Annotated in this window: 14 protein-coding genes and 1 pseudogene; 11 read left to right on the plus strand and 4 right to left on the minus strand. The window is 43.0% G+C overall.

Annotated features, from left to right (window positions below):
* Positions 1-7 precede the first annotated feature (7 nt).
* The 5 genes and pseudogenes from KIH41_RS16470 (at position 8) to KIH41_RS16495 (ending at position 6,007) form a co-directional block, all read left to right on the plus strand.
* Positions 8-1,807 (plus strand): sodium:solute symporter family protein, encoded by a 1,800-nt coding sequence (locus tag KIH41_RS16470; RefSeq protein ID WP_214163092.1) that lies wholly within the window; start codon positions 8-10, stop codon positions 1,805-1,807.
* A 279-nt stretch (positions 1,808-2,086) separates the two neighbouring features.
* Entirely contained in the window at positions 2,087-2,683 is a 597-nt protein-coding gene (locus tag KIH41_RS16475) for a DUF6624 domain-containing protein (RefSeq protein ID WP_214163093.1), read from the plus strand.
* A 20-nt stretch (positions 2,684-2,703) separates the two neighbouring features.
* Positions 2,704-3,186: a GNAT family N-acetyltransferase gene (locus tag KIH41_RS16480; RefSeq protein ID WP_214163094.1), complete on the plus strand. Its 483-nt coding sequence runs from the start codon at positions 2,704-2,706 to the stop codon at positions 3,184-3,186.
* Between the two features lie 1,451 nt (positions 3,187-4,637).
* Positions 4,638-5,711: pseudogene (locus tag KIH41_RS16485) on the plus strand (DUF4221 family protein).
* A gap of 107 nt (positions 5,712-5,818) precedes the next feature.
* Entirely contained in the window at positions 5,819-6,007 is a 189-nt protein-coding gene (locus tag KIH41_RS16495) for a hypothetical protein (RefSeq protein WP_214163097.1), read from the plus strand.
* 257 nt (positions 6,008-6,264) lie between these two features.
* Here KIH41_RS16495 and KIH41_RS16500 read toward each other — a convergent pair whose 3' ends face one another.
* The 4 genes from KIH41_RS16500 to KIH41_RS16515 form a co-directional block, all read right to left on the minus strand.
* Positions 6,265-6,870, minus strand: a complete 606-nt coding sequence (locus tag KIH41_RS16500) for a zeta toxin family protein (RefSeq protein WP_214163098.1) — start codon at positions 6,868-6,870, stop codon at positions 6,265-6,267.
* Positions 6,863-7,030 (minus strand): hypothetical protein, encoded by a 168-nt coding sequence (locus tag KIH41_RS16505; protein WP_214163099.1) that lies wholly within the window; start codon positions 7,028-7,030, stop codon positions 6,863-6,865. The genes KIH41_RS16500 and KIH41_RS16505 overlap by 8 nt, the downstream gene beginning before the upstream one ends.
* A gap of 175 nt (positions 7,031-7,205) precedes the next feature.
* Entirely contained in the window at positions 7,206-10,199 is a 2,994-nt protein-coding gene (locus KIH41_RS16510) for a DEAD/DEAH box helicase (RefSeq protein WP_214163100.1), read from the minus strand.
* A 91-nt stretch (positions 10,200-10,290) separates the two neighbouring features.
* Positions 10,291-10,884, minus strand: coding sequence for a CHAP domain-containing protein (locus KIH41_RS16515; protein WP_214163101.1), 594 nt, complete (start codon positions 10,882-10,884; stop codon positions 10,291-10,293).
* A 1,232-nt stretch (positions 10,885-12,116) separates the two neighbouring features.
* Here KIH41_RS16515 and KIH41_RS16520 point away from each other — a divergent pair.
* The 6 genes from KIH41_RS16520 to KIH41_RS16545 form a co-directional block, all read left to right on the plus strand.
* Positions 12,117-13,133 carry a LacI family DNA-binding transcriptional regulator gene (locus KIH41_RS16520; protein ID WP_214163102.1) on the plus strand — a complete coding sequence of 339 codons (1,017 nt, stop codon included), beginning with the start codon at positions 12,117-12,119 and terminating at the stop codon, positions 13,131-13,133.
* 257 nt (positions 13,134-13,390) lie between these two features.
* Positions 13,391-16,435, plus strand: coding sequence for a SusC/RagA family TonB-linked outer membrane protein (locus KIH41_RS16525; protein ID WP_246539194.1), 3,045 nt, complete (start codon positions 13,391-13,393; stop codon positions 16,433-16,435).
* A gap of 25 nt (positions 16,436-16,460) precedes the next feature.
* A complete protein-coding gene (locus KIH41_RS16530) occupies positions 16,461-17,948 on the plus strand; it encodes a RagB/SusD family nutrient uptake outer membrane protein (RefSeq protein ID WP_214163103.1) in 1,488 nt (495 codons plus the stop codon).
* Positions 17,949-18,065: 117 nt separating this feature from the next.
* Positions 18,066-19,175: a glycoside hydrolase family 130 protein gene (locus KIH41_RS16535; protein ID WP_246539195.1), complete on the plus strand. Its 1,110-nt coding sequence runs from the start codon at positions 18,066-18,068 to the stop codon at positions 19,173-19,175.
* A gap of 35 nt (positions 19,176-19,210) precedes the next feature.
* The gene (locus tag KIH41_RS16540) at positions 19,211-20,176 is read left to right on the plus strand and encodes an ROK family protein (protein ID WP_246539197.1); all 966 of its coding nucleotides are present in this window, start codon (positions 19,211-19,213) and stop codon (positions 20,174-20,176) included.
* 7 nt (positions 20,177-20,183) lie between these two features.
* On the plus strand, positions 20,184-21,024 hold an 841-nt coding region (locus KIH41_RS16545), incomplete at its 3' end, for an MFS transporter (RefSeq protein ID WP_214163104.1).

Consider the following 21,024-nt stretch of genomic DNA (forward strand, 5'->3'; position numbering starts at 1 on the left):
TTTAAAAATGCAGGTTGGTTTCTGGGATTGGGCTATTATCGCAAGCTTCTTTATACTTTCACTGTCAATTGGAATTTATACTTCCAAAAAAGCTGGAAAGAATGCAAAAGAGTTTTTTTTATCGGGCAGAAATATGCCCTGGTGGCTTCTTGGGGTATCGATGGTCGCCACTACTTTTTCATCAGATACCCCAAATCTGGTGACAGATATAGTCAGGAAAAATGGGGTGTCAGGAAATTGGGTTTGGTGGGCTTTCTTGTTAACAGGAATGTTGACAGTGTTTGTTTATTCCAAGCTATGGCGAAGATCTAAAATTAACACTGACCTTGAATTTTATGAAATCAGGTATGGAGGAAGACCTGCTGCTTTCCTTCGGGCATTTCGAGCCCTATATTTAGGTTTTTTTTTTAATGTTGTAATAATGGCCACAGTGTCTCTGGCGGCAATTAAAATTGGAGGGGTCATGCTAGGTTTAACACCGATTCAAACCATGTTGATTGCATCCATTATAACAGTCATTTACAGCTCATTGGGTGGCTTGCGTGGCGTATTACTAACGGATTTTTTTCAATTTTTTATTTCAATTGCCGGATCCTTTGGGGCAGCTTGGTATATTTTACAACAACCAGAAATTGGGTCCTTGCACAACCTGTTTTCTCATCCTAATGTGGCAGGTAAGTTACAGCTGCTTCCTGATTTTTCAGACAGCAAAACCCTAATTCCTCTATTGCTAATGCCGATTGCCATTCAGTGGTGGGCTACCTGGTATCCAGGGGCAGAACCGGGTGGGGGAGGTTACATTGCTCAGCGGATGCTATCGGCTAAGGACGAGCAAAATGCCATGGGGGCCACTTTGTTTTTCAATATAGCGCATTATGCTTTAAGGCCTTGGCCATGGATCATTATTGCTTTAGCTTCTTTAATAATATTTCCACAAATTAGCGATCTTCAAAGTGCTTTTCCTCATCTGCCTGAAGATAAGCTAAATGATGATCTGGCCTATCCAGCAATGTTGACTTTTTTGCCGGCAGGATTACTGGGAATAGTATTGGCATCCTTAATTGCCGCCTTTATGTCAACCATATCTACCCATCTAAATTGGGGTAGTTCTTATATAGTTAATGATTTTTACCTGAGGTTTATTAAACCTGAAGCTTCTGACAAAGACCAGGTTTTTGTAGGAAGGGTGTCAACTGTTTTTCTAATGGGGCTAGCGGCTCTTCTAGCTTTGGAATTGTCTAATGCCCTTCAGGCATTTGATATCCTATTACAGATCGGGGCCGGAACCGGCTTAATATTCATTTTGAGATGGTTTTGGTGGCGGATTAATTCTTATACCGAAATAACCGGGATGGTCGTATCATTTTTAGTGGCTATTTACTTTGAACTGATTCATGATAAACTAAGGCTTGCCCCGCTTTTGAGTCATGAAAAATTGGTTATCGGTGTATTGATCACAACCATTTCTTGGTTGACAGTTACCTTTTTAACCCAACCTGAAGACAATTATGTTTTAAGAAGATTTTATAATCTAGTAAGGCCAGCCTCAATTGGATGGAGGAAGTTCTTGATCAGTAATCCCGATATTGAATCTGAGCGAGGCCAGCTTCCATTGGAAATAGGACTGATGGTGCTTGGTTCAGTTGCGGTGTATAGCACCCTTTTCACCACAGGATACTGGTTATATGGTAACAATTTTGCTGGGATTATTACATCCCTTCTGGCCATTGTTTGTTATTGGTTATTGTTTTCCAATTGGAAAAAGGTGCAAGGGGTTAAAATGAAAAATAAAATAAGTGCATCTTAAATAAACATCGGCCAGATAGGTTTTCAAACTGTTAAGTAAATTGGTTATATGGCCTGGTTTAGGGTTTAGAAACCGCAAAGCGCCGAGTAGGATGGGGCGTTGGTTTCTCGTCCGCCTTCCAGAGAGCAAGCGATGGGAGCGTATGGGTAGATGTTAGAAAGTAGATCCCCCGCTGGTGGCCATGGCCGCCAGCGGGGTGGGTTAGGGATGAGGGTGACCTATATGGGTTTATCAATGACTACGGACATAACTTATTAGATTTAATCCAGTATAAACGGTATGGAGTTACCTGATATATCCGCCAAACTGATTGGGCTTAAAAAAGCTGATTTGAAGTTAAGGGAAAAGCTTGTAAAGAGCGGGAAGCTGTTTCAAGGGTACAATGAGGAAATGAGATCCCTTCATAAAATAAATGGAGACATTTTGATGGAAATAATTTCGGAGATTGGCTATCCGACCATTGAAAAAGTGGGAGAAGAGGCAAATGAGGCCACCTGGCTGGTTATTCAACATGCTATAGATCAGCCTCAATTGATTTTGCTATGTGAAAAACTTCTAAAAACTGCCGTAGAAGAAGGTCAGGCAGAACCCATACACTTGGCTTTCCTTACAGACAGAATTGCCGTACTTCAAAATAAGCCTCAACTTTTTGGGACCCAGTTTGATTGGGGGCCAAACGGGGAATTACACCCTAATCATTATGATGATTTGATTCTGGTCAATGAAAGGAGAAAGGCCATCGGGCTCAATACTTTAGAGGAACAAACCGACATTATAAGAAAACGAGCTGCTCAAGAAAATCAAATCCCGCCTGATAATATAGAAGCAAGGAAAAATGAGATGGAGAAATGGAAACGGGAGGTTGGTTGGATATAAATGATATAATTTCTACAATTATGGAGCAGGATAAAATTATTGTTCGAAGGGCTAACCTTGGGGATTTGTCAACCTTGAGAGAACTATTTGTGGAAACCATTATAGCAAGTTGTAAAAATGATTATTCCGAAAAGCAAATCTCTGCTTGGACTTCCTCAGCCTCCAATACCTTACGATGGGAGGAAAAATTTAGCAGCCAAATATTTACCGTAGCAGAATCCGAAAATAGAATAATAGGGTTCGCTTCATTACAACAATATAAAGTTCTTGATCATTTATTTGTCCATAAGGATTGGCAGCGGAAGGGTATTGCTTATGCCTTGGTAAAAGAAATTGAAGTTTTGGCAAAAGAAAGAGAAGTTTCCGAATTGGATGTTGAGGCCAGTTTAACTGCAAAGGGATTTTTTGAGAAAATGGGTTTTAATGTATTATCACACCAATTGGTGACCATAAAGGGAGTTGAGCTGCTAAATTTTAAGATGTGGAAAAGGCTTGACTCTTAAGAGTAGCACGAGGCCTATAAAAGCTGGAGTACCTTACGTTAATCCATTAATCCATTCAACCCTTAAACCTTTTTATTCCCTAACCTCCTAAACCTCCCGATCCGCGAAGCGGTCATCGGGAAATAAACCTCTAAACTACGTAGTTTAGGAGGTTATTCGCCCTGCGGCCTGGTTTAGGGGTTTAGAAACCGCGGAGCGCCGAGGAGGATGAGGCGTTGGTTTCACGCCACGAGCGCAAAGAGAATGCGCAAAAGGCGCGGCGTTAGAGTCGAAGAAATTCCATTCCCCCCACAAATTACGGTCCCTGAGCGAAGCCGAAGGGATCGGCGAAAATGACTCCCAACGTCCAGGGATTGGTTTAAAGGTTTAAGGTCCTTCAGGGAATAGCTGCGCTATATTCCCTGAAGGACTGATTAATGGATTAAGGAGTGGAAGTACCTTACGTTAATCCCTTGATCCGTTAATCCCATCAACCTTTTCACGGGTTGGTTTAATGGTTTAACGTCCAGAAGGGCATAGCTGCGCTGTATTCCCTTCTGGACTGGTTAATGGATTAAGGAGCTGGCGCAGCCGAGGGGGCAGGCTTCGCAGACCCGTTTTCGATCTTTCGAGTCGGAGGCTCTACACTCCATGGGGCTAATCCAGAGATGTTCGCACAGCGGTTTCAATGGAGAAGATTTTTTTATATTTTCTCAAAATTTATTAGCTTATTTGGGCAAGTCGTGCTCTGCTTCTGTACATTCAGGAAGGGAGAGTCATGCATCTTGCGGCTAAAGCCGGAAAGCTGGATGGCCTATTCCCACCGGTTGAAGCAGGTGGATTTATAAATAAAGTTCTTTCAGTCTGTTAATTATGTCTGTCATCATGCGTAAAGTTACCCTTATAACACCCTTTATTTTTGTATTAGGTTATATCCTTTTTTTAATCCTCTCCAACATTGAAAAGCTTAATGGGCTAAAGATTTTTGGCTTATTTCTCGGGGTTTTGATAACCGTGTATTCCATCTTTATCATAGCCACTGAAAAATATATTGACTTTAGGGATGGAATGAAATTGAAGAGGATTAATAGGTAGAGACGGAAGTCCAGGCTGCCCTATGAAGTCCCTAAATCCCCTTCCTTTATCAAAAATCTGGTGAGGGGTAAAGGAAGGTCCGGCTACTTATGGAGCATGCAATCCATCTTCACCTCAAAGCATGAACAGCAAATTAGGTTTGCTGTCGGATGAAGTTTGGTGTTGGGCGTAATGTTACCTACGGTAAGTAAACTAGTAAGTTAATATAAGTTAAAACCGGCGCCAAGTTTTCAGGATTAAGAGGAATAGGGTAAGTTTAGATTAATATTATTTGATATACCCCAACTTACTTGAAAATGATAAAGTGTAAAGTTTTTTTGGTTTCCGTCCTTCTTTTTTCAACTACGGCTCTGATTTCCTCCTGTGGAAGGGTTGAGATGGAGGAGGATGGGTTCCCCATTAAATACAGGACTGATACCGTCCTGATTGATGGTAAAGACGAGATTTTGTTTCTGGAATATGACCTTCATTTTTCAGACTACAATGGGGGAGTTCTGTTGAACTATAACAGAAACGCTCACAGCATTGAATATATTGATTTAAACAAGCAGGAGTGGATAAAGAGTATTGGTTTGGAAAAAGAAGGTCCGGACGGAACAGGGTCTTATGTCTCAAAACTTCAGGCATTGGGGGAAAACGAATTTTTCCTTACCGGGGAAAAAGCTGGTATATATAACATGAACGGCCAACTGACAAGACAGGTGGATTGGTTTGATGTAACCATCGAAAACGGGAGAATTGGCGATGAAGAAACTTTTTACCAACAGGTGACGAATCGCAACTTTAATGATTTGTTTTTTTCCCTCATTGCTAATTACCATGAAAATAGCGTGGCCTTAAAAATATTAGACGCCGGGGAAAAAAGTATATCCACATTCAACATAGATCCAAAGGGATTTTATAAAGGCTATACCTTGGGTGATTTAACCAATTACAATAAATGGGACCCTCGAGTTTTTATAAAAAGTGAGGATGATAAGGTAATTGTCTCCCATGAGTATGTCAATGAATTTTACGTTTACAATCCTGCGGGAAATGAGTTAATTACAGTTACTTATGAGTCAGCCTACACTCCCAATGAGGTGGTGATTTCCAATGAAGGAGATCCGATCAATTCATTCGAAGACCGGATTGAAATCCTTAAATCTTACCTTGGCTAGGTTGCTTTTGGACCTCCTGTTTGGGATTCATACAACAGGCGATATGTTAGACTCTCAGGTTCCTTTAAGTATGAGGGTGAAAAACAGGAGAGGAGGGTCCTCCCTGAAATGACTGAGTCTAAAATTTACCTGACGGTTTTCGATGAGAACTTTGAGCTCATAGGAGAAACCCCCATTCCGGAACTCTCTCCAGTTTCACTTTCCAAATATTTCGTTAAAGATGGAGTGCTCTGGGTATATATCAATGTGGAGGATGAGATGGGGTTTGTAAGAATAACGGTGGATGGATAAGGGGCTTTGAAAAGTAGGTTTACACCGCTATGTGGTTAGCCCAGCTCCAAAGGTGCGACCTCTCCCTTGGGTTGGCCGGTAGGCCAACCTGAAAATGTATTGAACCATTGGAATATCTAAAGCCCACCGGGGCGACATCGGCCATCCCTGCCGAGGAAATCCAACCTGCAGCAATTTCTTCAGATAAGAAATTCGATTGGGACTTAAATGCTTATTTTATAGTAAATAAGATCAATTCTTTGATTTTATTTTTATATGGGCAGCTTTCGGTAGCCCTTTGCCTTGCCATTTGGTGAATAAGGTTTCCCCATTCGGCGCATTGGCAAAATTCCGGGAAAAGCAATCTGGGTGGTGAAGAGCGTAGAATGAGAGCTTCCAACTTTTACTAAGCTGTGGGATTGGTAGAAGGGGAAGCATAGCCAGTGGGCAAAAGCAGGCCACTTCTTTCAGGGATCTAAGGCAGAGTTATGAGACAATCGGAGTCAAAGACCCAAGATCAGTGGTGCACAAACAGGAGATGAACGATCCTTTTGGTGGAGTGATATAACTCAGTTTAACCATCCTCCAATAAATCAAAAATATCCGGCAAGCGATGTCTAAAGTAATCAGGAAGTTGTTCTGCCATCAATACAACTTCTCCTTTTTCAATTTGCAAAAGGTTGGTATATATCTCATTCTGTGTTGAGTTGTCTACAAAAAGGATATTGTCAAAGAACCTGAAATGCAAGTTGGCATTTTTATAACCTGCTTTCCATCTCAAATCTATAGTTGTATTATCGACGAAATGGCCTTTGAACTCGGTGCGTACCTGAATTCTATGTCTTGCGATTTCTTGGTTGTCCAGGCAAAAAAATATCAGGTTAATTTGGTAGCATTTTTCTCTAAATTTTTGGGGCCAGAATAAGGGGTGTGAATCAAAATTTGTCTCATAACAGAAATCGGTGTTATTAGCCCAAGTTTTTTGGATGGATGATTCAAAATTTTCAGTAGTTTTATTTCTGGCTATTTCTTCTCTTAATTCGCTGTCAGGGAGGCTATTGTAATAGTCTAAGAACAATCTGTCATAATCGAAAGAGGTCAACCCTTCAGGTAAAAAAGAGGCAGAGAAGGTAGATTTGCCTGCGCCGTTGCACCCGGCAATAATTGTCAGATCAGGCATTGGACTTTAACTTGTTCAAAAGCTCAGGACTGAGCCTTCCTTCTTTTTTCCTGATCTGAAAGAGTTCCTCTTTTGGAAGGACCTGATTGTTCAGAATGTTTCTGGCCCTGCTCATTTGTTGAGTAATCTCTATTCCTGTTATCAATTTATCCTTTTTCATTATACAAAAATACTACATTATATAAGCTCCACAATACTTCATTTACGGTATTTTTGGGGACGATGTTAAGTTGTTTTCTTTGCTAATTTATCCTTAGCTGTTTTGATAAGTAAATAAATCACCGGTCGGGAGACCGGTGTCCTAGAGGGTCCAAGACTGAAGTCTTGAACCAACCTTAAACCAATCGCTCCTCCAGCAGGGTCTTCCAGGTAATAAACCCCTTCCGATCACCTGTGTATTCATGGGTGATTTTGGAAAAGTTGGAGGGCTGGGTTTCTAGGAAGGATTGCCGGCCGTGGTTCCGGATGAAGGTCAGGTCTTTTTCAATGTGCTCGAGTGCCTGTTCCAATCCCCTTTGCCTATCCAAATGCCAAATGTATGTTGCTTCGGCCGTGTCGAGAGTTTCCAATACAAGATGATATTGTCTTTCCCCCTTGAGTAGGAAAATAAAGGAGAAGGGGAGGAGGGTGAATTTCAGTTTCATCAGTTTTTCCTGATGCTTGGAGGCCAGATATTTCAGTTGGCGGGAGTGGAGTACATTTTGATCTGCAATGGCCTTTTCGAGTAGTTCCGCTTCGGAAGAATATAAACTTTCAACCTTGTCTTCATGCAAATGATCAAGGTCCAAAAGTGTTTTGGTATGAGGTGCTGGGTAAGGCTTTTGTATAAACTGTTTTACAAGATTCAGCTTTACACTCTCAATGACCTCCTGGTTGATTTTTTCCACATCCTTGGAGCCGGCAGATTGGCTTACGAGCACATTGTCTTCAAATTCGGCAAATAGTTCGGCGGTGATGTATTTGGTTTTTAGAATCCTGGAAAAGTACGGCTTGAGTACATTGAATTCCGGTCTCAAATCATCGTTTTCCACTTCGAAATCCAGTTCAACCCCTATTTCGGGTATCTGGTAAATAAAAGAAATTGCCCCAAAATGAAACTCCAAATCCTCAATTTTGACCTTCACTGTTTTCTCAAACTTAAACAGTTTATGATCAGAAATTTCAATTTGATGATCCTCAAACAAGCTGACTTCTCTACCCAGTTTTCTGTAATACGTGTTTCTTTTTAAAAACATCCTATCCAGATACTGGATGTTCTGGTCCCGGAAATCATACACTACTGGGGTGATGGAGGACCGCTGAACCCTTCCTATGTATTGGACTAACTTTGTCCTGGAAGAAAATGGGTAGGCAAAAAATAAAGCTGATATATTGTCAAGATCAGACCCTTCGCCAAAATACTGACCTGTAGTGATGAGTACCTGAAAATTTCCTTCTTTTAAGGTCGTCCATTTTAATTTTTTGGTTGTATCAGAATCCTCACCACTAAGGGTTATGGTTTCAAATTGTGACTTTAACAATTGGTTTAGGGTGTGGATATGGGCTGTCCGCTCAGTGATAATCAGGGCTCTATGGCCATTGGTGATTTCCTTGATGACATCACGCACAATCAGCTCGTTTCTTTGAAGGTTGTGGATCAGGATATTGGAAAGGATTTCAAACTCATCAGTTTTGGGGTTGTAGGGCAGTTTCAATTGGGTGTTTCTGATGACCACTTTTGGATGCTTGTAATTGGAAATTTCCGTGGCTGGAATTTCAGAGATGATTTCCCCAAGCTGCACCATGATGATCTTTCCTTCATTGCCTTTTCTGAAAGGGGTAGCGGTCAGTCCATATTGGAAATAAGGTTTTAGGCGGGAGAAGATTTCCCTGAATGTGTCGGCCGGCAAATGGTGGCACTCATCTACAATCAAGGTACCGACGGAATTGGAAAAGGCAATGGTTTTTTCCTTGTCCATGATCTTTCCCAGGCTTTGGATCATTGCCACTGTAACCTGTTTCCCCAGCTTTGTACGCCCGTTACCGATCCTGCCGATTTCGGAGGAAGGAATCCCTAGAAAAGAAGATATTCCCTCTGTCCATTGATCAAAAAGTTGCCTTCTATGGACTAGGATCAGGGCGGGCTGTCTTTTTTCTGCAATGATTTTTAAGCCCACTACGGTCTTTCCAGATCCCGGTGGGGCAACGATGATCCCGAAGTCTTTCTTTCTGCTAGCCTCAATGGCCTGGTGCTGGTGGGGCCGCAATTCAATGCTTTCCTCCCAGGCCACCTCTTTTTGTTTCACCCTTCCATCATAGAATTTATGACTAACTGACACTTTTTGACAAAACCTTATCAACCTTCCAATATATCCCCTAGGAATATGAATGCAATCCTGGTCCTCCTCGATCAAATTAAAATGAGGCGGTGTCTTGTAGGTGTTTCTCCCGCTTTTCTTTTTGACGAAGAACTCCGTATTGGTAAAAATCAGCTCATCCATCAGATGCTTTCTCAGCAATACAGGCAGTAGGTTTTTCTTCATGCTTATGGAGTTTGTCAGCCTGATTTCAAGTTTAACAGGATCGTTTGTCTGGGGAGCAGGGGCGGTTTGTTCCTGAAGAGAGTTGAAGAGAATGTCCAAGGCGGAAGTTTCCGCTTTTTGTATAGAGGCCAAAAACTCACCTTGATTGGGATAAGGTTCCAGGTCCTGTGATGATGGATTCACAAAGCAGCTGTTCCCTTTCAGCAGGGCATCATGGTGAAAGGGCAGGGCAATAAGGTTTCCAAAACCTTTTCCCGACAGAAAATCCTGGTTGGGGAACAAGCGGTCAAAGCTGGAGTTTTTTTCAAAAATGGAGATACCTCCAGCCTGTTCGAGGAAGTGCCGGAAGATTTTTCTGCTCTTAGCGGCAGGATAGGCCCTGTCAAAGAAAATCCAGCCATGTGCGCCGTTGCCTGACCTTGACCGCTCCAGATAAGCAGGGATGTTGTGTTTTTTGCAGACTTCCATAAAAGCCAGTGATTCGCTGACCCAATCCTTTTTGTCAAAATCCGCTGTCAGGAAAAATGAGGTGTTGTCGGTCAGCAGGGGATAGATCCCAATCAACTGTTGACCAGACAGATGCCCCAAAATTTGCTCATCCGTCAAAGCCTTGTAAGACTTTTCCTGAAAATTCTGGAAGGTCCCGCCTTTCATTTTATGCAGTCTATAGCGGTAAGGATCAATGTGGTATGCCGGTGAATATCCCTCCCTGCTGCCTTTTTTCCAGTGGACAGCAAATATGTCCTCACGGCATCTGAATAAGTGTTTTATGAGATGGATAGGGATGGACGGTTTGGGAGGCTGCATAAAAGGGTCTGTCTATTGACCCAAATTTAAGAAAATAAACGAATTGAGGCCAAGGTAGGCGTTATGGCTGGTATTGCTGTTTAATTTCCCACTACTTCCTCAACCACCCCATGATCCTCTTATTCCCGATCACCCATTTACCGTCTTTTTGTTTTAGCGAAATTCTTTCCCTGGTGCCTTTGAGAACCCCGGGGTTCTGGGAAATGGTTTCGATGTGGTTTTCGGAGACCGCGCTTACGATGGCTACGTGGCCGTAAGGATTGAAGCGGGTGGGGGCGAAGACTAGGAGGTCGTCTACTGCAGGCTTATGGGAGCTGGGGTTGGTGAATTGCTTTAGGTTTCTCTCCTTGTTGAGATGCCCATCGGGAAGGCCTGTCTGGAAAAAGCTCTTTGCATGGCCCCAGGGGTTAGACATCCGGTGCCCAAGGTTCAGGAAGTAATAGCGTTTGACAAATTCCACACACTGGAATTCGAGCCCAGTGTTATAACCATTAACAATTCTCCTTTTGTCACTGGGTTTGCCCCATTCATGGTGGTAAACAGGTATGCCATTCAAACTGTCCACCTCTATGCCCTGGGTATAGGAAAGGCTCCTAATATCCAGATTCAAGTACCTGTAAACCCCAATGCTGCCGAAAACCGATAGGATTGCAAGAAGGATTAAGGTGTTTTTTCTTTTCATCATTTCCAGCATTTAGTTTATTTACAAAAATTTCACACTTTCTTGAATCCAGGAAAAATAATGCTCATAGAGGTCTCTGTGAAACTCCTTTAAAACTCAGTGCTACTCAGTGTCCCTTTTGACTGCAGGTATAAATGCTTACTTCTTCCTTTTTGTATAATAACCGCGATTCCCATGGGTGATCCAGCGGGCCAATCTGCCGGTAAGGACCAGGAATACCAGTAGGAGGGGAAGGAGGAGGATGGGAATCAGGGCATCCATGCCTAGTGTCAGAAAAAGGAGCAGGCAAAAGCCCAGTCCGCCGAGGATCATGTGTTTGGGTCTATCACTTCAAGCTTCCTCGGTGGCCGAGCGAAGCCGAGGCCAAGACTAAGTAGGAAACACGAAGTTGGGTTAAAGGTTTAAGGTCCAGAAGGGAATAGCTGCGCTGGATTCCCTTCTGGACTGATTAATGGATTAAGGAGCGGAAGTAGCTTACGTTAATCCGTTAATCCATTCAGCCCATCACCTTTTTATTCCCTAACCTCCTAAACCTCCCGATCCCCGCAGGGATGATCGGGGAATAAACTTCTAACCTACGTAGTTTAGGAGGTTATTCGGCCTACGGCCTGGTTTAGGGGTTTAGAAACCGCGAAGCGACGAGGAGGATGAGGCGTTGGTTTCACGCCACGAGCGCAAAGAGATTGCGCAAAGGGCGCGGCGTTGCCTACAGCTCCGTTAGGACCGGCCGATATAATAACCGCCGGTCAGGGTGGGGATGGCGTATACCCTAACCTCCTAAACCTCCCGATCCCCGCAGGGATGATCGGGGAATAAACTTCTAACCTACGTAGTTTAGAAGGTTATTCAGCCTGCGGCCTGGTTTAGGGGTTTAGAAACCGCGAAGCGGCGAGGAGAGCTTCTTCCCAGGACAACCGACTTATTTACTTTTCACTCACTTCTTTTTACCTAATTNAAGGTTATTCAGCCTGCGGCCTGGTTTAGGGGTTTAGAAACCGCGAAGCGGCGAGGAGAGCTTCTTCCCAGGACAACCGACTTATTTACTTTTCACTCACTTCTTTTTACCTAATTCCCTTTGCGCTTCTTCAACTCTTTGCGGTGGTACATTATCTCTCCACTCAGGGATGTGAAGTCAGAACACATTCGCACAAGGGGGTAGAAAAATTTTTTGTGTTATCTTTACTTCAAGTAGCCTGGGCATTGGGCAGGTTAATTTTTAAATTTTGGATCGGCGCATGAAAAGCGAAAAGCAGAAAGTCTCTATCAAGGATATTGCAAAGGAACTGGGGATTTCTATTACTACGGTTTCCTTTGTGATCAATGGTAAAGCCAAAAACAGGATCAGTGATAAGGTGATCAAAAAAGTGGAAGATTACATTGAGAAGGTAGGTTATAGACCCAACTCTTCTGCACAAAGCCTGCGAACTGGCAAATCCCAAACCATTGTTTTCATGGCAGAAGATATTTCTGATCCGTTTTTTTCCACTGTGGCCAAAGAGATGGAAGGGTTGGCTTTTAAGCATGGATATAGAATTATCTATTGCAGTACAGAAAATAAAAAAGAAAGGGCGTTGGAGCTGTTACAGTTTTTTAAAGATAAAGATGTGGATGCCTTTATCATTACCCCTCCAGAAAATTTTGAATCAGAAACCAAAAAACTGATAGAGGAGGAGAAAGTGGTAGTCCTTTTCGATAGGCACTTTCACAACCTGGATCACCATTATGTAGTCCTGGATAATGTCAACAGCACCAAAAATGCCGTGGAATTTTTGAAGGAAAAAGGATTTAAGAATATTGGCTTTGTAGGTTTGAAGTCTAACCTTTCCCCCATGCAGGAAAGGCATCAGGGGTATCTGGAAGCGGTGCCGCACCCAATGAGTTTGCTTATTAAATTCAATGCAGTCGGAAAAAAACAGGGGAATGACCAATTGGAAAAATTTCTCGATGACCATCCAGCTATTGATGCCATTTTGTTTGCGACAAACAGCCTGGCCATTGCAGGGCTTAGGGTTTTACGGAAAAAATCAATTCAGGTGCCAGAGCAATTGGGGGTGGCCACCTTTGATGATAGAGAACTTTTTGAACTGCATACCCCTTCCATTAGTGTCGTTTCCCAGCCAGTGGCTGATCTTGCCAAAGAACTGATCAAGGGTACATTAAAATTACTGGGACACCCGGAAGATAACACGATTAGAATCCGGAAGTCTCTTAGTGGAACCGTGATACCCCGGAAATCAACCGAAAGAAATTAGGATAAAAAAATACTGTCTTTCAAATTAATTTCTGATAAAAGGTTTTGTAATTTAAAAATAATCGAGTAGGTTTGGGTTAGTAAATCGTTTTACTAAAGAATTAAATGCCTTTACTGACAATAGTGGAAGGCATTTATTTGGAAGAGTTAGTAAATCGTTTTACTAATTTACAATTTAACCCAAAATCATATGAGCCTATGAATCTCTACAGGTCTGGCATTTTGCGAAAATGTCTTTATTTGTCCTCTATAAGCCTAATGGGGATATTTATTCAAGAGCCTTTGCTGGCAGCATCATTTCAGCAAGAGCAAGTACAGCAGTTTACAGTTACCGGAAGGGTGGTAAGCGAATCGGACCAGGAGCCTTTGCCTGGAGTGGCCATATTGGAAAAAGGAACCAACAATGGTACCATCACAGATTTGGACGGTAATTATTCAATAGATCTTCGCAACCCGGAAGCTATTTTAGTTTACTCATTTGTTGGGTTTGCAACCAGAGAAGTTCAGGTGGCTAACAGGCAGGTGATGGATGTTACGCTCACCGAGAGCGTATCGGAGTTGGGAGAAACTATTGTAATGGGATATAAATCCCAAAAAGGTGCCACAATCTCAGGTGCCGTGGCTTCAGTAGACGTAGAAGCTCTGGAGGCCAGAAGAGTCCCCATATTGACACAAGCCCTGCAAGGCCAGGTAGCGGGTGTGCAGGTGACCCAGAGTACAGGTGCGCCAGGCGATGAGATAGAAATCAGAATCAGGGGAGCCGGAACAATTGGAAACAACAACCCACTGTATATTGTGGACGGGATCCCTACAAGAGAGATTGCATTTCTCAATCCCGCAGATATTGAATCCATGACCGTGTTGAAAGATGCTGCCGCAACATCTATATATGGCTCAAGAGCCTCAGCTGGGGTAGTTGTACTAACGACCAAAAGCGGGAAAGTCAATGAAGGACTCAACGTGAATTATTTTGGGGGCATACAGCAAGTGGCCAATTTACCAAGAATGCTGAATGCAAACCAGTATATGAATACTGTGGAGCGGGCATGGAACAATGCCGGGTATTCTGGGACCAATCCCTACACCGCAGATCTTAATAGGCAAGACTTTGGTGACACAGATTGGCTTGATGAACTTTTTGAATTGGGTAGAACCCACAATCTTCAACTTTCCAGTCAAGGAGGCAATGACAAGACCAGATACCTGATATCGGCAGGTTATTATTCACAAGATGGGATAGTAGTATCTGACAACGATAGATTTCAACGTATCAACTTGAGAACCAACATATCCTCTGACGTTCACGATAGAATTACCATAGGTACGAATTTACAGCTTTCCTATACCAACCAGGATAGGATATCTTCTAGCGGTGATGCACCGGGAATTATCAGGCATGCATTTCTCAGACCTCCGATTATACCGGTATATAAAGATCCTTCGGATCCGACTTATACTCCTGGAAATCCCTACACTGATCTACCCTTTTATAGAGGACCCAATGATTTTGAAAGCAGCAAGTATGAGTTTAGTCAAAACCCTATTGCCCTTGCCCATTTGACAGATGACAAGCTTACGAATTTCAAGACGTTTGGAAATGTATTTGGGGAATATAATATTCTCCAAGATGGAAGCTTGAGGTTTAGATCCAACTTTGGAGCAGATGTTAACTTTTTTCACAACAAGGCTTTCTCACCCAATTTTGGAGATGATGATGGGGGAGGAGCAGAAGTGGATAGAGGCATGGGCCGCTTAAACAGACCTGATGGACTTACCGAATCTCGAGGCCAGCAATTTACTTTCACTTGGAACAACACGGTTAATTATGACAAAACCATAGGGAACCACTATATCAATGCAGTAGCGGGCACCGAATTTATTACCCACAATTCTTCATTCATGAACGCTTCCAGAATGCGCTTTGACTTCAGCTCTCCTAATTTCAGGCATTTGGATTTTGGGGGTACAGAAAGAGATTTATGGAATGGCGGCTTGGCAGAAGAATGGGCTTTATTTTCCTATTTTGGTTCGGCTACCTATGTCAATAGAGACAGGTATATGGTATCGGCTACACTCCGAGCTGATGCATCTTCCAGATTTGCTGAGAACAATAAATGGGGCTACTTTCCGGCAGTTTCTGCAGGTTGGATGATATCAGAAGAAAGCTTCTTGAATACAAGTGATGTGGTCTCGGAACTTAAGCTGCGTGGTAGCTGGGGTCAGCAGGGGAATCAAGAAATTCCTAATTATGCCTACCTGACATTGTTTACAAGAGATGCCGACCGCTATTTAATATCCCGATATGGAAACCAGGATCTGAGGTGGGAAACTACCACACAATCCAATATTGGGTTTGATCTAGGCCTATTCAGAAACAAGCTCTTTGTCAGCATGGATTATTTTGAAAAAGTAACTTCTGATATTCTTCTGCCGATCTCTCTTCCTCAAGTGGTGGGAGATGTTTCCCCTACATTTGTAAATGCCGGACAGGTTTCCAATAGAGGTCTGGAACTGGCAGTTGCTTACAGAAACAACGATCATGCCTTCAAGTATTTTGTAAATGGTAACGTGGCAACCTTAAATAATAGGGTGGATCACCTTCATCCCAATCTACCTTACATTACCGGCCCTGTGAGTAGAATTCAGGGAGGCTTTCCGCTGAATTCCTACTTTGGATTTATACAGGAAGGAATCTATCAAAATCAAGAAGAAATCAACGATCACCTGCACGGCACACCTAATCCACCACAGCAACCCGGAGATATCAGGTTTGTCGATGTGGATGGCAATGGGGTAATAAATGATAATGATCGAGATTTTATTGGCAACCCAAATCCCAGGATTTCCTATGGATTAAATTTTGGAGGAAACTACGGGAGATTTGATTTCAATGTGCTATTTCAAGGGGTAGAGGGTGTGGAGAGATACAATGAGCTGAAAAAAATCATTGACTATGATACACGACCTTTCAATTACACCGAAAGGGTACTGGATAGCTGGAACGGCGAAGGATCGACCAACACCATTCCCAGAGTGAGTTTCACAGATAATGGAAGTAGCAGGGTGTCGGACATTTTCGTGGAAGATGCCTCTTATTTACGCCTGAAGAATCTTGAAATAGGCTACTCTTTGGGACCCAATAGGGTTACGGGAAATGGCAATGTCAGATTCTATTTATCTGGTCAAAACCTGTTGACTTTCACCCAATATACGGGATTGGATCCAGAGTCTACGGCACTCATGGACATGGGTACTTACCCACAGGCCAGAACCTATCTGATGGGTGTGAATGTGACTTTTTAAATGTTGTAAATCTAAAGATGAATCCATGAGAAATTATATAAAAATCGGAATAGTGTCTGGGTTGCTTGGCTTGGGGGCTTGTGATCATTACCTGGACAAAGAGCCTATAGGGCTGATCACGCAAGACCAGATCAGTACTGATCCTACTGAACAATCCATCACCTCTTCGGTCAACTCAGTGTATCAGCTATACTCACAAACCCTAAATATCATTGGGGACTGGGATTGGACTGGTGGCAAGGTAGTGAGAAATGATTTTATCGTTTATGATATGGCAGCAGGGGATATGATCAAAAAATGGAATCCGGATGGGGATCAAGCCTGGATGGATGAAGTGGCAGCCTTCAATTTTACTTCAATCAATGGGGCATTTAATGGTGTTTGGAGCTATAACTATGAAGCAATCTCCCGTGCCAATATAGCAATTGAAATCCTGGAAAACCAGGAGGTAATGAATGACCTGAACTTGGAACCAGGTCTTAGGGACAGGTTATTGGGAGAAGTGCTTTTTTTGAGAGCATTTAGCTACTTTGATTTGGTAAATAACTTTGGGGATGTGCCTTTAATCACCGCTCCTTTGGAGAGTTTTGAGGACGCCTATGAAGTATCTGTTCGCACCTCCCAGGCTGAGGTTTGGGCTTTTCTCAAGCAGGATCTTGAAAGAGCTGTAGAGTTGCTTCCCGAGACCAAATATTCCCAACCTACCGAGCCTTGGAGGGTTTCAATCGGAGCCGCCAAAGCCATGCAGGCTAAGGTAGCTTTGTTTGAGGAAGATTATAATGCCGTATTACTTCACCTGAATGAACTGGATGGTTATGGTTTTTATTCCCTTAATACCCATTACTTTGACGCATTCGATGTATCCCAGCAGTTTAATGAAAACGAGGTAATATTTGCCTATGACCACCAGGAAGCAAGAAATCCGGGCAGAGGTAATGGCCTTGCAGCTTTAATGGGTTGGGGGTTTGTGGCGCCTTCCGAGGATTTCTTGGGGGCATTTGAGCCAGGGGATCCCCGCTTGTTTTATACTGTGGATGTGGAGGGGCGCAACCCCAACAAGCTGCTAGGTACGACCAATGGACAGTATAAAGGCAATGATGACTCCCCGGGCAATAAGATTTATATCAGGTATGCCGATGCATTGCTATGGAGAGCGGAGGCCTTGATCCGTACAGGTAATATTGAAGGTGGCCTACAAGTGATAGATGAGGTTAGGGCCAGGGCGAGAAATACACCCCATGCTCAAGCTGATTTCCCGGGAGAGGGGTTACTAGCTCCTTATAGTGGAAGAGGATTTGGGGAAGCGGAAGCATTCCAGGCTCTAATAAATGAGCGGAGAGTGGAGCTTGGTTTTGAATCCCAAAGGTTTAATGATTTGAAGAGATGGAATATAGCGGATGATGTTCTGTCAGCAATGGGGAAGAATTTTCAGGATCACCATTACTTGTATCCTATTCCTCAAGAGGAGGTTGATCGTTCGGGAGGTCAAATCACTCAAAATCCCGGCTACTAAAATTTACACCTAGACCTAAATTGTGCATGCCCAAAGGGGGAGCTCCCCTGTGGTTTTACTACCAAATTAAGAGTTGCAACCACGGTTTGCAGCTTTAGACTAATTAAGAAGAACGACATGAATATCAAAACAACTTTAATGGCCTGCCTGGTAACGGCATTTATTGCTGTTCCGGGATTTTCTCAGGAAAAATTGTGGATGATGGGGCCATTTGAAAGGGCCGAGAACCAACAGCCGATTATTGAACCAAGAGCGGATACCTCCTTTGAGGATCCTATGACCGGACGAAATGTCAACTGGGAGTCCATGGCTACTTTCAATCCTGCGGCAATCGTAAAAGATGGTAGCATCCAGGTTTTATACCGGGCTGAGGAAAAGTTGGGGGAAAAGGAGATTGGAGGGCATACCTCTAGGATAGGTTTGGCCACTTCAGAAGATGGATTAAACTACACCCGAGAGCCGCAACCCATATTTTATCCTACTGATGATAACCAGAGAGAGTTTGAATGGACAGGGGGAACAGAAGACCCTCGCATAGTCGAGACCGAGGATGGGACCTATGTGTTGACCTATACCCAGTGGAACAGGGAATACCCCCGCCTGGCTGTGGCTACTTCCAAGGATCTGAAAACCTGGGATAAGCATGGGCCAATCTTCAGGGATTATAAAGAAGGGAAATACCATGATATGGAAACCAAATCGGGAGCAATTGTAACAGAGGTAAAGGATGGGAAACTCGTTGCTGCCAAAAGAAACGGGAAGTATTGGATGTATTACGGTGTGCCTCACATTTGGTTGGCCAGTTCGGAGGATTTAATCAATTGGCAGCCTGTAGAGAACCATGAAGGCAACCTTGTACCTGTGCTTAGTCCACGCCCCGGATACTTTGACTCGTGGTTAGTGGAGGCCGGCCCACCGCCAGTGATCACTGAAGATGGAATCGTGGTAATTTACAATGCTGGCAATTCAAATGAAATCGGAGTGTCCGAACTTGGAAACCGGGTATACACTGGGGGGCAAGCTCTGTACGATATAGATGAGCCTTGGAAACTTCTCGATAGGACTGCTGACCCATTCATAAAACCTGAAAAAGATTTCGAAAAATCCGGGCAATACATAGACGGTACGACTTTTCTAGAGGGGTTGGTTCTTTTTCAAAACACATGGTATCTATACTACGGCACTGCTGATAGTATGGTAGGAGTGGTTACTTGGGATAAAAAGTAAGCAGGTTTTTTTCAACAAATATTTTATTGGACTTAATGGAAGCAGAAATGGGTATTTTCGGTGCGGAAAATCTTTGGGGAATAGACCTAGGCGGGACAAAAATTGAGGGTGTAGTATTGAAGTCATTTGAACAGCCGGATGAGTTATTGAGAATTCGTGTGCCTACCGAGGCCCATTTGGGCTATGAGCATATTTTGAATCAATTTCAACTTCTATTTAGCAAGTTGCAGGCAAAGACTGGAAGGAAACCTGATGTCATTGGGTTGGCTTCTCCAGGAACCTATATTGCCAAAATTGGAGAGATGAAAAACTGTAATGCAACGGTGATCAATGGAAGAAATCTAAAAAAAGATCTAGAAGACACCTTGGAGGTGGACATTGTCCTAGCCAATGATGCCAACTGTTTTGCTTTGGCAGAGACCAAATTGGGCATAGTTAAATCTCACTATTCTGAAGCCAAAGTAGTCTTTGGGGTAATATTGGGTACTGGAGTTGGTGGCGGTTTGGTGGTAAATGGACATGTAATTCAGGGTAAGCATGGGATAGGAGGAGAGTGGGGACACAATTACTTGTATCCAGGAGAGGGAAAGCTATGCTACTGTGGCAAACAGGGATGTAATGAGCAGATTATTTCAGGTCCGGCTTTGGAAGAGTTTTATAAACAAAAAAGTGGGCACTATAAACCACTGAAGGAAATATACCATCTTCACCTGCAAGGGGTAGATAAATTTGCAGAATTGACTATTAAAAGGTTACTGGATGGATTTGCAAAGGCGTTAAGTGTGGTAATCAATATTGTGGATCCTGATGTGATCGTATTGGGTGGTGGTGTGAGCCACATTGACGCCCTTTATACCGACACGTCAGAAGTATTGAAGGATATGATTTTCAACCATGAGTTTGATACCCCGATCTTAAAAGCCCAACTGGGGGACAGTGCTGGGGTGTTTGGTGCGGCATTATTAATCGCGGACACCAGCCTATTACCTTTAGATAAATAATTTAATCATGAAGCTTTCTAAATTTCTACTGCTGGGGGCACTTGCCTCCAGTCTGGGAGGATTATTGTTTGGTTTTGACACCGCTGTTATATCCGGAGCAGAGCAGGGGCTAAAGAAATATTTTGATTTAAGCCCTTTTGCCCATGGCTTTACCAATTCAATTGCTTTAATAGGTACGGTGGTTGGTGCTATTTTAGCCTTCCTACCAGCTCAGCATTTTGGAAGGAAAAAGTCACTGATAGCGATTGGGTTTCTGTATGCTATTTCGGCCTTGGGCTGTGCACTTACAGGTGTGTGGGAATGGTTTATTCTGTTTAGATTTATTGGTGGAGTTGGTGTGGGGGCATCGTCGGTGATCGGCCCATTATACATTTCTGAGATCTCTCCATCTGCTTATAGAGGCCGATTGGTTGGGTTGTTTCAGTTTAATATAGTCTTGGGAATCTTATTGGCTTTTGTCTCCAATTATTTCATTAACATGTATATCCAAGTGGAAAGTTGGCGGTGGATGTTGGGAATTGAAATGATCCCCGCGATTTTATTTCTAGGATTAACTTTCAAGATTCCGAAAAGCCCAAGATGGTTGATCGAAAACAACATGTTGGAAGAGGGAGTGCTTGTTCTCAGGTTGCTAGGCGATGTCTCCCCTCAAACAACTTTGGAAAGAATCCGACGGTCGCTGAAGGGTAAAACTAAAAAGGAGAATCTTTTCCAGGGAAAATATCTAAAGCCGATTTTGTTGGTCTTTTTGATGGCAACTTTCAATCAATTTTCCGGTATAAATGCCATCATGTATTATGCTCCCAGAATATTTGAAATGTCGGGACTGGCTACAGACACTGCTTTCC

Source organism: Litoribacter ruber (assembly GCF_018500185.1).
GTDB lineage: Bacteria > Bacteroidota > Bacteroidia > Cytophagales > Cyclobacteriaceae > Litoribacter > Litoribacter ruber.

Excerpts from the sequence above, each read along its gene's own strand:
- KIH41_RS16470 (WP_214163092.1), top strand. The coding sequence starts at position 8 with ATGCAGGTTGGTTTCTGGGATTGGGCTATTATCGCAAGCTTCTTTATA.
- KIH41_RS16475 (WP_214163093.1), top strand. The coding sequence starts at position 2,087 with ATGGAGTTACCTGATATATCCGCCAAACTGATTGGGCTTAAAAAAGCT.
- KIH41_RS16480 (WP_214163094.1), top strand. The coding sequence starts at position 2,704 with ATGGAGCAGGATAAAATTATTGTTCGAAGGGCTAACCTTGGGGATTTG.
- KIH41_RS16500 (WP_214163098.1), bottom strand. The coding sequence starts at position 6,870 with ATGCCTGATCTGACAATTATTGCCGGGTGCAACGGCGCAGGCAAATCT.
- KIH41_RS16505 (WP_214163099.1), bottom strand. The coding sequence starts at position 7,030 with ATGAAAAAGGATAAATTGATAACAGGAATAGAGATTACTCAACAAATG.
- KIH41_RS16510 (WP_214163100.1), bottom strand. The coding sequence starts at position 10,199 with ATGCAGCCTCCCAAACCGTCCATCCCTATCCATCTCATAAAACACTTA.
- KIH41_RS16515 (WP_214163101.1), bottom strand. The coding sequence starts at position 10,884 with ATGATGAAAAGAAAAAACACCTTAATCCTTCTTGCAATCCTATCGGTT.
- KIH41_RS16520 (WP_214163102.1), top strand. The coding sequence starts at position 12,117 with ATGAAAAGCGAAAAGCAGAAAGTCTCTATCAAGGATATTGCAAAGGAA.
- KIH41_RS16525 (WP_246539194.1), top strand. The coding sequence starts at position 13,391 with ATGGGGATATTTATTCAAGAGCCTTTGCTGGCAGCATCATTTCAGCAA.
- KIH41_RS16530 (WP_214163103.1), top strand. The coding sequence starts at position 16,461 with ATGAGAAATTATATAAAAATCGGAATAGTGTCTGGGTTGCTTGGCTTG.
- KIH41_RS16535 (WP_246539195.1), top strand. The coding sequence starts at position 18,066 with ATGAATATCAAAACAACTTTAATGGCCTGCCTGGTAACGGCATTTATT.
- KIH41_RS16540 (WP_246539197.1), top strand. The coding sequence starts at position 19,211 with ATGGAAGCAGAAATGGGTATTTTCGGTGCGGAAAATCTTTGGGGAATA.